15 protein-coding genes are annotated in these 12557 nt (G+C 71.2%); all 15 read right to left on the reverse strand.

Annotation, left to right across the window (positions count from 1 at the left end):
* Positions 1-4: 4 nt before the first annotated feature.
* The 15 genes from FDF13_RS13695 to FDF13_RS13765 all read right to left on the reverse strand — a co-directional run bounded on the left by FDF13_RS13695 (position 5) and on the right by FDF13_RS13765 (position 12338).
* On the reverse strand, positions 5-1261 hold the full coding sequence (locus FDF13_RS13695) for a DNA-processing protein DprA (protein WP_137320132.1): 1257 nt from the start codon (positions 1259-1261) through the stop codon (positions 5-7).
* Positions 1258-2865, reverse strand: a complete 1608-nt coding sequence (locus FDF13_RS13700; RefSeq protein ID WP_137320133.1) for a YifB family Mg chelatase-like AAA ATPase — start codon at positions 2863-2865, stop codon at positions 1258-1260. The genes FDF13_RS13695 and FDF13_RS13700 overlap by 4 nt, the downstream gene beginning before the upstream one ends.
* The gene (locus FDF13_RS13705) at positions 2862-3212 is read right to left on the reverse strand and encodes a YraN family protein (RefSeq protein ID WP_137320134.1); all 351 of its coding nucleotides are present in this window, start codon (positions 3210-3212) and stop codon (positions 2862-2864) included. Before FDF13_RS13705 ends, FDF13_RS13700 begins: the two co-directional genes overlap by 4 nt.
* A 269-nt stretch (positions 3213-3481) precedes the next feature.
* A complete protein-coding gene (locus FDF13_RS13710; RefSeq protein WP_137320135.1) occupies positions 3482-3799 on the reverse strand; it encodes a DUF2469 domain-containing protein in 318 nt (105 codons plus the stop codon).
* A 25-nt stretch (positions 3800-3824) separates the two neighbouring features.
* Positions 3825-4547 carry a ribonuclease HII gene (locus FDF13_RS13715; protein ID WP_247423825.1) on the reverse strand — a complete coding sequence of 241 codons (723 nt, stop codon included), beginning with the start codon at positions 4545-4547 and terminating at the stop codon, positions 3825-3827.
* Positions 4544-5224 carry a signal peptidase I gene (gene lepB, locus FDF13_RS13720; protein ID WP_254668820.1) on the reverse strand — a complete coding sequence of 227 codons (681 nt, stop codon included), beginning with the start codon at positions 5222-5224 and terminating at the stop codon, positions 4544-4546. The genes FDF13_RS13715 and lepB (FDF13_RS13720) overlap by 4 nt, the downstream gene beginning before the upstream one ends.
* 100 nt (positions 5225-5324) lie before the next feature.
* Positions 5325-5972 carry a signal peptidase I gene (lepB, locus tag FDF13_RS13725; RefSeq protein ID WP_137320136.1) on the reverse strand — a complete coding sequence of 216 codons (648 nt, stop codon included), beginning with the start codon at positions 5970-5972 and terminating at the stop codon, positions 5325-5327.
* Positions 5973-6033: 61 nt separating this feature from the next.
* Positions 6034-6375: a 50S ribosomal protein L19 gene (rplS, locus tag FDF13_RS13730; protein ID WP_137320137.1), complete on the reverse strand. Its 342-nt coding sequence runs from the start codon at positions 6373-6375 to the stop codon at positions 6034-6036.
* Positions 6376-6599: 224 nt separating this feature from the next.
* Positions 6600-7418 (reverse strand): tRNA (guanosine(37)-N1)-methyltransferase TrmD, encoded by an 819-nt coding sequence (trmD, locus tag FDF13_RS13735; protein ID WP_137320138.1) that lies wholly within the window; start codon positions 7416-7418, stop codon positions 6600-6602.
* The gene (gene rimM, locus FDF13_RS13740; RefSeq protein WP_137320139.1) at positions 7418-7912 is read right to left on the reverse strand and encodes a ribosome maturation factor RimM; all 495 of its coding nucleotides are present in this window, start codon (positions 7910-7912) and stop codon (positions 7418-7420) included. Before rimM ends, trmD begins: the two co-directional genes overlap by 1 nt.
* Before the next feature lie 194 nt (positions 7913-8106).
* Positions 8107-8337, reverse strand: coding sequence for an RNA-binding protein (locus tag FDF13_RS13745; protein WP_137320140.1), 231 nt, complete (start codon positions 8335-8337; stop codon positions 8107-8109).
* Positions 8338-8339: 2 nt separating this feature from the next.
* Positions 8340-8786, reverse strand: a complete 447-nt coding sequence (rpsP, locus tag FDF13_RS13750) for a 30S ribosomal protein S16 (protein ID WP_137320141.1) — start codon at positions 8784-8786, stop codon at positions 8340-8342.
* Positions 8787-8939: 153 nt separating this feature from the next.
* Positions 8940-10553 carry a signal recognition particle protein gene (gene ffh / locus FDF13_RS13755; protein WP_137320142.1) on the reverse strand — a complete coding sequence of 538 codons (1614 nt, stop codon included), beginning with the start codon at positions 10551-10553 and terminating at the stop codon, positions 8940-8942.
* Positions 10554-10692: 139 nt separating this feature from the next.
* Entirely contained in the window at positions 10693-11031 is a 339-nt protein-coding gene (locus FDF13_RS13760; RefSeq protein ID WP_137320143.1) for a P-II family nitrogen regulator, read from the reverse strand.
* Positions 11028-12338 (reverse strand): ammonium transporter, encoded by a 1311-nt coding sequence (locus tag FDF13_RS13765; protein WP_137320144.1) that lies wholly within the window; start codon positions 12336-12338, stop codon positions 11028-11030. Before FDF13_RS13765 ends, FDF13_RS13760 begins: the two co-directional genes overlap by 4 nt.
* Between the last annotated feature and the right edge of the window lie 219 nt (positions 12339-12557).

The following is a 12557-nucleotide window of genomic DNA, read 5'->3' on the forward strand; positions in this document are numbered from 1 at the left end:
CGGATCACGGGTGCCGCAGCTTCACCCACCCGTGGTCGCGGCGCTCGGCGAGGCCGGCGAGCTCGAGCGCGGCGAGCGCGGCCATCGCCGATGCCGTGTCGAGGCCGGTGCGGGCGGCGAGCGCCGCGGCCTCCGCGCCCCTGCGCTGGGGCAGCGCACTGTAGACCCGAGCCTGCTCCTCGCTGAGCGCATCGGTGATCTGCAGCCGTCCCTGCTCCGGGGAGGTCTCGCCTCGCCCGCCCCGATCGTCCCCTGCCGCAGCAACGGCCGGATTCGCAGCGCTGCTCAGCGGCTCGACGAGTTCGCGCACCTCCTCTGAGGAGGTGACGAGCACTGCGGCTCCCTCTCGGATCAATCGGTGGCAGCCGGCGGAGTCGTGGGCGGTGACCGGACCCGGCACCGCCCCCACAGGTCGCAGGAGTTCGGCCGCCCGATTCGCGGTGTTGAGCGCACCGGAGCGCCAGCCCGCCTGCACGACGACGGTGGCAGCCGCGGTCGCGGCGATGAGGCGATTGCGCATGAGGAAGCGGTGGCGCATCGCGGTGCTGCCGGGCGCGGCCTCGGAGACCACGGCGCCCGCCCGTGCGACCGCTCCCAGGAGTTCGGCGTTGCCGCGGGGATAGTAGCGATCCACTCCCCCGGCCATGAATGCGACGGTGGCGGCACCGGGGCCGTCGATCGCGCGGAGTGCGCCGTCGTGCGCGGCGGCGTCGATGCCGTAGGCGCCGCCGGAGATCACGCTGTGCCCGGCCGCGACGAGGTCGTAGGCGAGGGACCGGGCGAGGTGGAGGCCGTAGGAATCCGCGGCGCGCGATCCGACGAGTGCGATCGATCCGGCGCACAGCGCGGCCAGGTCACCGCTCCCGCGCACCCACAGGCCCACCGGTTCGTCGAGCCCGAGCTCCCGGAGCCCGGACGGCCACTCGGGGTCGCCGGCCTGGACGAGGCGGGCGTCGAGCGTGCGCATGATCCGCAGATCGCGGGCGCCGTCGAGGTGGGGCACCCGGAGCATCCACCGGTCGATGGCTTTCCCGATGTCGTCGTCCCGCGCCGTGAGCCCGGCCTTGGCCGCGGCCTCGCGCAGCGTGCGGTGGAGCTCCGTCCGGGGGCCGTCGAGGAGGCCGCGCAGCGCTTCCGCCCCGGTATGGAGCACGGCCGCGCGGAGCAGACGGTCCCCCGGTTCGGAGATCCGCAGGATGTCGGCCGCTGCGACGGGGTCCGCGATGTCCGTGTGCTCCACGGGGGCCGGCTCGATGCTCACGAGGTCTCCCGGATGCGCAGGACGAGAGCGGAGAGCAGGTCGTCGCCCTGCGGACGGGTGCGCCCGGCGAGGTCGGCCAGTGTCGTCGCGATGCGCACCACCCGGTCGTAGCCGCGCATGGTGATCCCGCCGCGTTCGAGCGCGGTGTCGAGCGGCGCGGTCTCCGTGCGCCGGAAGTCGAAAGTCTCCCGCAGCCACGCGCCCGGTGCCTGGGCGTTGAGCGACCACGGCAGTCCGGCGTAGCGGTGCGCCTGGATCTCACGGGCGCGGGCCACCCGTGCGGCGACTGTCGCGGTGTCCTCGCGCGGGGACGTGGCGTGGAGGTCGGCGGCGACGAGCGGGAGCATCTCGAGCTGGATGTCGATCCGGTCGAGCAGCGGTCCGGACAGCCGGCCCCGGTAGCGGCGCCGGTCGAGCGGGGTGCACCGGCAGCGGGTGGAGCCGCCGACCCCGGCCCCGCACGGGCAGGGGTTCGAGGCCAGCACGAGTTGGAACCGCGAGGGCAGCACCACCGAGCCCCAGGCGCGGTGGATGTCGCAGCGCCCGTTCTCGAGCGGCTGCCGCAGCGCTTCGAGCACGTCGCGGCGGAACTCCGGTGCCTCGTCCATGAAGAGGACTCCCCGGTGGGCGCGGGAGAACACACCGATGCTGCCGGGCCGGGAACCGCCCACCATCGCTGAGGCACTCGTCCGGTGGTGGGGTGCTTCAAAGGGCGGTGTCCGGTCGAGGCCCGCGGCCGGGTCGAGGGTGCCGTCGAGCGAGCGCAGCGCCACGACCTCGCACGCCTCGTCGACGTCGAGCGGCGGCAGGAGACCCGGCAGGCAACCGGCGAGGAGGGTCTTGCCGGCACCGGGAGTCCCGGTCATGAGCAGATGGTGTCCGCCGGCGGCGGCGACCTCGAGCGCGAAGCGGGCATCGTCCTGGCCCTGCACCTCCGCGAGGTCGTGGACGTCCGGCGGCGGCAGCGCGGCGGCCTCCGGCAGTTCGATCGCCGGGAGACCGGGGTCGTCGATCTCCCCGCCGAGCATGGTCACCGCGTCGGCGAGGTTCGCCGCCCCTCGGACCTCGGCGCCGTCGACAAGGCCGGCCTCCTCCGCGTTCGCCGCCGGGACGACGAACCGGGTGGCCCCGGCGCGCAGCCCGGCGAGCACACTCGGGAGCACCCCACGTACGGGGTGGATCCGGCCGTCGAGGCCGAGCTCGCCGATGTGGACGATGCCGCGGGCGCGGTCGGCGGGGATCTTGCCCTCCGCCTCGAGGATCGCCACGGCGATGCCGAGGTCGAATGCGGTGCCGACCTTCTTCACCCCGCCGGGCGAGAGGTTGACCGTGACCCGGCGGGAGGTCAGGGTGATGCCGAGGTTGGAGATCGCGGCGCGGATCCGCTTGCGCGATTCGGTCACCGAGGTGTCCGGCAGTCCGACGATGTCGATCCCCGGAAGGCCGTCGTTGACGCTCGCCTCGATCGACACCGGGGTCCCGGAGATGCCGAGCAGTGCGACGGCCGTGGTGCGCCCGAAGCTCCGGGACGCGGATGCGGTACTGCGGCCGCGCTTCCGGGATCGTGCGGTGTCGAGATCGACGGGCGGGGGCGGGGCGCTCATTGTGCGGCCCTGACGTGGGTGATGTCCGGCAGCCCGTTGTTCCACAGGATGCCGATGACGTCGAGGCGGAACGCGGGGATCCACTCCTCCTGCGCCGCGAGCCAGCGCAGGGCGAGCCCGCGCAGCGTGGAGAGCTTGCGATAGGTGATCGCCTCGAGCGGGTGCCCGGCGCGGGCGTTCGCGCGGGTCTTGACCTCGACGAAGACGACGGTGTCCGCCTCCCGGGCGACGATGTCGATCTCCCCGTGCCGGCAGCGCCAGTTGAGCGCGAGGATCTCCCAGCCGTGCTCGATGAGGTATTCCTTCGCGCACGCTTCGCCGCGGCGGCCCAATGTCATCGTGTCCATGCGCCCACCGAACCAGGCTGGGGCGGCGGGGTCAGCGGCTCGGTTCCCCCTGTGGACGGCGGCGCACGTCTCCACAGCCGGCGACCGCATGCGTGGGCGTCCGCGGATGCATCTGTGGACCAGAGGTGGGGTGGGCCTGTGACCCGAAGTGCGCGCCCCCGCGATCTGGGGCTTGCACTCAGGGGCGCGCGATCATCGTCCGGCGGTCACGGGCCTCCGGCCAGTGGTCACGAGCAGGCGATCACGGGTCAGCGGTCACACGTCTCCGCTCAGCGCGGCAGGGAGGACGGCGGTTCGAGATCGGACTTGGCGATCTCCTCGATGTTGACGTCCTTGAAGGACAGCACGTGCACCTGCTTGACGAAGCGGGCGGTGCGGTAGGTGTCCCACACCCAGGCGTCGCGGAGGGTGAGCTCGAAGTACACATCCCCGGAATCGTGGTGCGCCTTGAGATCGACGGAGTTCGCCAGATAGAAGCGCCGCTCGGTCTCCACCACGTAGGTGAACAGTCCCACCACGTCCCGGTACTCCCGGTAGAGCTGGAGTTCCAGTTCGGCTTCGTAGTCTTCCAGGTCCTCGGCACTCATGCGCCCATCCTAGAACAGACCGCCCTCACCCCAGGCGGAAGGACCGGCGGTGGTGCACCGTCGCTCCGTGCTCGGCGATCGCGGCCCTGTGCACCGGAGCGGGGTAGCCGGCGTTGCGCTCCCAGCCGTAGGCGGGGAACTGTTCGGCGAGCTCGGCCATGAGCCCGTCGCGGCCGACCTTCGCGAGCACGCTCGCCGCCGCGATCGTCACGTGCGTCCCGTCCCCCTTGACCACCGTGCGCACCGGCGGCACGACGACCTCGGCCGCATCCCCGTAGTGCTCGAGCGCGTCGAAGGTCAGCGGCAGGGAGAGCCAGTCGAAGGACCCGTCGAGGAGCACGAGGTCGGCACCCGGCAGCCCGGCGAGCGCCCGCCGGCCGGCAAGGCACAGCGCCGAGCTCAGACCCAGCGCGTCGATCTCCGCCGGGCTCGCGTACGCCACGGCGCGGTGCGGCTGCCAGGCGGCGACCACCTCGGCGATCCGAGCACGGGCCGGGATGGAGAGCTGCTTGGAGTCGTGGATGCCGGCGGGCACCTCGGCAGCGGTGAGGGCGGCGAGGTCGAAGTGCACGGCGCCCACTCCGACCGGACCGGCGAGGCAGCCGCGCCCCACCTCGTCCATCCCGATGAGCGTGCGCATCCCGGAGGCGAGCAGCTCGCGCTCGAGGCTGAGGTCGGTGAGCCCGGCGAACGGCTTCCGCGCCGCCCGGCGGGCCGGTGCCGTGGCGCGCCCGGTGCCGGCGGTCACGGGGCGGGGACCCCGGCGAACACCTCGTCCGGGGTGCCCATCGGGCGGATCCGGTCGGCCGGCCAGTTGATGAAGAACACCGTGCCGACCACGGCGTCCTCGGGCACGAACGGTCCACCGGCGGAATCGGTGTTGAAGCGGGAATCGAGTGAGTTCGAGCGGTTGTCGCCCATCACCCAGTAGTGGCCGTCCGGCACGGTGACCTCGAACGGGATGTCGGAGGGTGTGGCGCCCTCGGCGAGGTACGGTTCGTCGATCGGTTCGCCGTTGACCATGAGCCGGCCCTGGTCGTCGCAGCACTCCACGGTGTCGCCGCCGACCCCGATGACCCGCTTGATGAGCTGGGTGCCGGCGTCGGCCGGTACGAGGCCGAGGAACTCGAGGACGGGGTTGGGCGTGTACTGCTGGGTCACCGAGGTGTCGAGCCAGCCGCCGGGATCGTCGAAGACGATGATCGTGCCGCGGTCGACGCCGGGCCAGGGCAGCTGGTTGACGAGGATCCGGTCGTCGACCTGAAGGGTGTCCTCCATCGAGGCCGAGGGGATGTAGAAGGAGCGCATGACCCAGGTCCGCACGACGGTGGAGATGACGAGCGCCACGATGATGATGATCGCGGCCTCCTTGAGGAGGGCCGGGATCCGACTCGGTCGGCGGGGCGGTGCACTGTTCTGGGTCACGCCTGGCAGTCTATCCCCCGGCCCCGGCCGTGATTCCCAGCCGCCGACTGAACCCGTTCGGGGCTCCGAGCCGACGGCGGCACCGGGCCGGACACGATCCTCAGCCGATCACGGAATCGACCGCGGAACCGTGGCCGATCACCGTGCCGAGGATCCGGTCGACGGGGATCATCCCGCCGCCGGGGCCGCCGAGCAGCGCGCGGGAGTCGGTCGAGTCCGCGCGGTTGTCTCCCATCATCCACACCCGCCCGGCCGGCACCTCGATGGCGAAGTCGGTGTCCGAGGCGCGCATCCCGTGAGGCACGTACGGCTCCTCGAGCGGCTCCCCGTTGAGGAGCAGGCGGCCTTCGGCGTCGCAGCACTCGAGGGTGTCGCCGCCGACGGCGAGGATCCGCTTGACGTAGTAGACGTCCCGCGGGCCGACCCCGAACCAGGAGCCGAGCTGCTCGGCGCCGCTCGGCGGGGCGCTCGCGATGAAGGACCCGCGACCGTCGAACACGACGACGTCGCCGCGGTCGACGGAGTCGGCCAGCGCGTCCGGGCGCCACACGGTCACGGTCCCGCCGACGGGCAGGGTGGGCTCCATCGACGCCGAGGGGATGCCGAAGCTCTGGACGCCGACGGCGCGGATGAGTCCGGCGGCGAGCAGCGCGCACACGAGGACGATGCCGAGGGCGCGCAGCGCCCTGCGGGCACGAAGAAGGCGCGGCCCTGCCGGGGCCGCGCCTGTCCTCGACTGTTCGGTCATCGCCGCACGCCGATCACCTCGGCGGCCCGGTGCCCTGCGGGCGTCCGGAACGTGGCTGCGCTCAGCGCTTCTCGCGGATGCGAGCGGCCTTGCCGCGGAGCTTGCGGAGGTAGTAGAGCTTCGCCCGGCGGACGTCGCCGCGGGTGAGGACCTCGATCTTCTCGATGATCGGGGAGTGCACCGGGAAGGTGCGCTCCACGCCGACGCCGAAGCTGATCTTGCGGACGGTGAAGGTCTCGCCGATGCCGCCGCCGTGGCGACGGATGACGATGCCCTTGAAGACCTGGGTACGGGTGCGGTTGCCCTCGACCACGCGGACGTGGACGTTGAGGGTGTCGCCGGCGCGGAACTCCGGGACGTCGGGCTTCAACGACTGGGCGTTGAGTGCATCAAGCTTCTGCATGATTCGTCATTCTCCTGTGTGCGCGCCCCGGGTCGGCACGACATTGCTCGGACCGGCTGGTGGCCAGATGAGATGAGGTCGTCTGCCGGAGCGCGGCTGCCGTGTCACGGCGGCGCGGACGCTCCTGGCGGCATCGCTCCCCCCGAGGCAGGACGGTGCCAGCAAACGCAAGAGTGTAGTCTAGTCGGACCGGGGCCGAGGCGCCAATCCGGGGATCGAGGCGGTCACCCGGGGTCGTGCGCGGGTGCCGCGGGATCGGTGGCCTCGGCGAGCACCGCCCAGTCGAGGGCGTCGAGGGTGTCCGGGTCGAGCCCGGCAAGGAGGTCGGGGCGGACGGCGGCGGTGCGGCGCAGGCGCTCGTCCCGCCGCCAGCGTGCGATCGCGGCGTGGTTGCCGCTGAGCAGGATCTCCGGCACCGGGTGCCCGCGCCAGTCGGCGGGCTTCGTGTAGACGGGGTACTCGAGGAGGCCGTCCTCGTGGGACTCCTCCGTGAGCGACTCCGGGTTCCCGATGATGCCGGGGATGAGGCGGGCGATCGCCTCGGTCATGACGAGAGCTGCGACCTCGCCGCCGTTGAGCACGTAATCGCCGATCGAGTACAGGCGGACCTCGGCGCGGTCACGGGCCCAGTCGACGACGCGCTGGTCGATGCCCTCGTAGCGGCCGCACGCGAACACGAGGTGCTCCCGGCCGGCGAGCTCGGCGGCCGCGGCCTGGGTGAAGGGGGTGCCGGCGGGGCTCGGGACGATGAGCACCGGGCGCTCGGCAGGTGCGGCCGGTTCCGCACCGGTCGCATCGGTACCGGCTGCGGCCGGTTCGGCGAGGAGCGCGGTGAGCGCCTCGGCCCAGGGCTCGGGCTTCATCACCATGCCCGCTCCCCCGCCGTACGGGGTGTCGTCGACGGTGCGGTGCCGATCGTGGGTCCAGTCGCGCAGGTCGTGGACACCGAGGTCGATGAGCCCCTTCTCCACCGCCCGGCCGATGAGCGAGAGCCGCAGCGGCGCGAGGTACTCGGGGAAGATCGAGACGACGTCGAGGCGCATCAGGCGTCCTCGATGAGTCCGGGCGGCGGGTCGAGGACGATGCGACCGGCCTCGAGGTCGACCTCGGGCACGATCTGTTCGACGAAGGGGACGAGCACCTCGGCGCCGGAGGCCAGCGTGATGTGGAGGAGGTCCTGGGCCGCGCCCGGGGTGACTGCGGAGACGGTGCCGATCCGGACGTCCCCGACGAACGCCTGAGCGCCCACGAGGTCGTCGATGTACCAGGCGTCGTCGTCCTCGAGGGTCTCCGCGACGGAGATCAGGGTGTTGCGGACCTCTTCGGCACGGGTGCGGTCGGCGATCTCCTCGAAGGTCAGCAGGAGCCGGTCGCGGTGCCAGCGCGCGCGGGACAGCGTGAGCGCGCCGATATCGGGCTCGGTGGAGAACACCGCACCGGGGACGAAGCGCTCCTCGGGGGCATCGGTGCGGACCTCCACGGTGAACTCACCGCGGATGCCGTGCGGCTTGCCCAGACGGGCGACGACTGTGCTCACGCTTCACTCCTGGTTCGAGGGGCTGTTCGAGGGACTGCTCGCAGGTCCGCGCGGCGGTGCGCGGGTACCGGATCCCGCCGGGGCGGGCGCGCGGGATCCGGCGGAACTGTGCCGAGAATGCGAAATCCCAAGGTTCTGTTCACAGAAACCTTGGGAAATCGCAATGTCGCGGGGGGCCGGGTGCGCGGCGGGCGTCAGGCCTCGACGAGGTCGACGCGGACGCTCTCGCGCCCGGCGAGTGCTCCGATCACGGTCCGCAGCGCCTTCGCGGTGCGACCGGACCGGCCGATCACCCGACCGAGGTCGTCGGGGTGCACGCGCACCTCGAGCGAGGTGCCGCGGTGTCCGCTGCGACTGCGCACCGAGACGTCCTCGGGGTTGTCGACGATGCCGCGGACCAGGTGTTCGAGAGCGTTGGCGAGCATGATCAGGCTTCCGCCTTCTCCTCGTCGGTCGACTCAGCGGCCGCGGGCTCCTCGGCGGGGGCCTCGGCTGCGGGCTCCTCGGCCTTGTCGCCGCCCTTGGGCGTCGTCGCCTCCTTGATGACCGAGCCGGTGGCCGGGGCCTCGAAGGCCGCCTTCTCCTGCTGCGGCTTCACGGTGCTGACGGCCTCGCCCTCACCGGTGAACTTCTGCCAGTCGCCGGTGAGCTTGAGCAGGGCGCGGACCTGGTCGGTCGGCTGGGCGCCGACGGACAGCCAGTAGAGCGCGCGCTCGGAGTCGATCTCGACGAGCGAGGGCTCCTCGAGCGGGTGGTACTTGCCGATGTCCTCGATGGTCTTGCCATCGCGGCGGGTCCGCGAGTCGGCGACGACGACGCGGTAGAAGGGTGCATGGACCTTGCCCAGGCGGGTGAGGCGAATCTTGACTGCCACTGTAGTGGTGTCTCCTTTGGAAGATAGGTGTCGCGGTCCGCTCGCGGGTCCGTGGGGCAGGACGGTGCGGGCATGATCGCGTGGACTGAACCGGCCCGAGGTTGAGAGGGTCCCCGGCCGGTCGAGTACAAGGGACCATTGTGCCAGAAAGTGCTACTTGCTGCCACCTGAGCCGAACATACCGCCGAAGCCCTTGGGCAGCTTGCTGAGGTCGAGCTCCTCGTCGCCGCCGAGGTCGATGCCGCCGAACGCGGAGCCCGCGGGATCGGGCGCCTGACCCTGCTTCCGCTGCTCGGCGAGACGCGCCTGCTCGGCGCGCTTGGCCGGGTTGCCCGACTTGCCGGCGGGCTTCTTCTTGCCCTTCTTCTTGTTCCGCGAGCCGCCGCCGGGTCCACCACCGCCGGGCATCTGCGGCATCCCCGGCATCTGGGGCATGCCCGGCATCTGGCCGCCGCGGCCGCCGCCGCCCTTGCGCATCTGGCGCATCATCTTCTGCGCCTGCACGAACCGCTCCATGAGCTGATTGACCTGGGTCACGGTGGTGCCGGAGCCCTTGGCGATGCGCTGGCGGCGCGAGCCGTTGAGGATCCGCGGGTTCGCCCGCTCGTACGGGGTCATCGAGCGCACGATCGCCTCGACGCGGTCGATCTCGCGCTCGTCGAACGCCTCGAGCTGCTCCTTGTACTGGGACATGCCCGGCATCATGCCGAGCATCTTCTTCAGCGACCCCATCTTCTTGATGGCGGCCATCTGGGTGAGGAAGTCGTCGAGGTCGAAGTCCTCGCCGGACTCGACCTTCTTGGCGAGCTTCTCCGTCTCCTTCTGGTCGAAGGTCTTCTCCGCCTGCTCGATGAGCGTGAGGATGTCGCCCATGTCGAGGATGCGGTCGGCCATCCGGTCCGGGTGGAACTGCTCGAAGTCCCGCAGCCCTTCACCGGTGGAGGCGAACATGATCGGCCGGCCGGTGACCTGGGCGACGGACAGCGCGGCGCCGCCGCGGGAGTCGCCGTCGAGCTTGGAGAGCACGACGCCGGTGAAGTCGACGCCGGCGAGGAAGGCCTCGGCGGTGGTGACCGCGTCCTGGCCGATCATCGCGTCGATGACGAAGAGCACCTCGTCGGGGTTCACGGCGGCGCGAATGTCCGCGGCCTGCTGCATGAGCACCTCGTCGATGCCGAGGCGGCCGGCGGTGTCGACGATGACGACGTCGTAGAGCTTCGAGCGGGCGACGTCCATCGCGTCCGTCGCGACCTTGACCGGATCGCCGACGCCGTTGCCGGGCTCGGGTGCGTAGGTGAAGGCGCCGGCGCGCTCGCCGACGACCTGGAGCTGGTTGACGGCATTGGGCCGCTGGAGGTCGGCGGCGACGAGCATCGGCCGGTGGCCCTCGGACTTGAGCCAGTGGGCGAGCTTGCCGGCGAGCGTCGTCTTGCCCGCGCCCTGGAGTCCGGCGAGCATGATCACGGTCGGCGGGCGCTTGGCGAACTGCAGGCGACGGGTCTGCCCGCCGAGGATCCCGACGAGCTCGTCGTTGACGATCTTGACGACCTGCTGGCCGGGGTTGAGCGCCTGCGACACCTCCGAGGACAGCGCCCGCTCGCGGACCTTCCCGGTGAACGTGCGCACCACCGGCAGCGCGACGTCGGCGTCGAGCAGCGCACGCCGGATTTCCCGGATCGTGGCGTCGACGTCGGCTTCGGAGAGCCTGCCCTTGCCGCGCAGGTTCTTGAAGGTCGTCGTCAGCCGATCGGAGAGGGAGTTGAACACGAGGTTTCGCAGCTTTCGTCGAGGGAGGCCGAGCAGTTCGACCTCCCAGGGTACCAAGTCCCGGTGCATGAATGATCCCGGGGCGGGAGCCGTGATCGGCACCCGCCCCGGGACTTCTCTGCCATGCAGCCGGCTGGGACTACAGGGCAGCCTCTCCCTCGCTCCGGTCGGAGACCCGGATGATCTGGTCGACCGCGGTGATCCAGATCTTGCCGTCGCCGGGCTGTCCGGTCGTGGCCCGGGCGAGGAGCACATCGCAGATCCGCGGCGCGTCCTCCGCCGAGGCGAGCACCTCGATCCGCAGCTTGGGGACGAGGTCCTGCGTGTACGCGGCACCTCGGTAGAACTGCTTGTGGCCCTTCTGCCGTCCGTAGCCGCTGGCCTCGGAGACGGTCAGACCCTGGACTCCGAACTCCTCCAGGCCGTCGCGGATGTCCGCGAGCTTGTCGGGTCGGGCGATGGCGGTGATGAGCTTCATGCGTTCACACTTTCGTCGAGGGTGGTCGTCCTGCGGTGCGCGGCCGGCGACGAGGGGTGCGGTCGGAAGGCGCCGCCGGTGCCCAGACCGCCGTACTCGTAGGCCGTCTCCGCGTGCTCGGTGAGGTCGATGCCGGTGACCTCGTCCTCCTCGGCGGCCCGCATGCCGATGGTCTTGTGGATCACCATACCGATGATGAAGGTGACGATCGCGGTGAAGAGGATCGCGAAGACCGCCGCCACCGTCTGCGCGACGAGCTGACCGAGGCCGCCGCCGTAGAACAGGCCGCCGCCCTCGCCCTCGACCGGCAGCGCGAAGAGGCCCAGGGCCAGGGTGCCGACGAGACCGGACACGAGGTGGACGCCGACGACGTCGAGCGAGTCGTCGTAGCCGAGGCGGTACTTGAGTCCGACGGCCAGCGCGGAGCAGATGCCGGCGATGATGCCGATCGCGATCGCGCCGAGCGGGGACACGTTCGCACAGGCCGGGGTGATCGCCACGAGGCCGGCGACGATGCCCGAGGCGCCGCCGAGGCTGGTGGGCTTGCCGTCGCGCATCCACTCGACGAGGATCCAGGCGATGAACGCCGCGGCCGGGGCGGCCATGGTGTTGACCCAGATCAGGCCGGCCTCGGCGGGATCGGTCGCCGCGCCGCCGTTGAAGCCGAACCAGCCGAACCACAGGAGGGTGGCGCCGAGCATGACGAACGGGATGTTGTGCGGGCGATGGGAGGGATCGGTGCCGAAGCCCTTGCGCTTGCCGATGATGAGGGCGAGGACGAGGGCGGCGATGCCGGCGTTGATGTGGACGACGGTGCCGCCGGCGTAGTCGATCGCCTCTCCGAAGGTGCTGCCGATGAGGCCGTCGGCGGACAGCAGGCCGCCGCCCCACACCATGAAGGCCATCGGGCAGTAGACGAGCGTGACCCAGACGGGCACGAAGACCATCCAGGCGGAGAATTTCGTCCGGTCGGCGATGCCGCCGGAGATCAGGGCGACGGTGATGATCGCGAAGGTCGCGCCGAAGCCGGCGCCGATGAGGTCGGTGGTGCCGACGAGACCGCTGAGGCCGAAGGCCTCGAACGGGTTGCCGAACAGCTGCGCGACTCCGGTCGATCCGCTCATCGAGAAGCCCCAGAGGACCCACACCACGCCGACGACGGCCATCGATGCGAAGCTCATCATGAGCATGTTGAGGACGGACTTGGCGCGGGTCATGCCGCCGTACAGGAAAGCGACGCCGGGCGTCATGAGCAGCACGAGTGCGGCGCTCACCATCACCCATACGTCCACTGCAGTGATTTCCATGGTTTCGTTCCAGCCGTGAGATGTTCAGGACGGGTGGCCGACCTCGAGGTCGGGCTGCCCGTTCCGCGGAGATCTGTGGCTCCGCTGGTGAACATTCTCGAATCCCGGTGTTTCGAGACGGAACGTCCCAGGTTTCGGCTGCGTTACGGGTGCGGCGGCGGCGTTACGACCGTGTTTCGGGTCACATCCACGACCCGGCGGCAGGGGCCGGCCGCCTGA

It is taken from the genome of Brevibacterium sp. CS2, from assembly GCF_005280295.1.
In the GTDB taxonomy this organism is placed as follows: Bacteria; Actinomycetota; Actinomycetes; order Actinomycetales; family Brevibacteriaceae; genus Brevibacterium; species Brevibacterium pityocampae.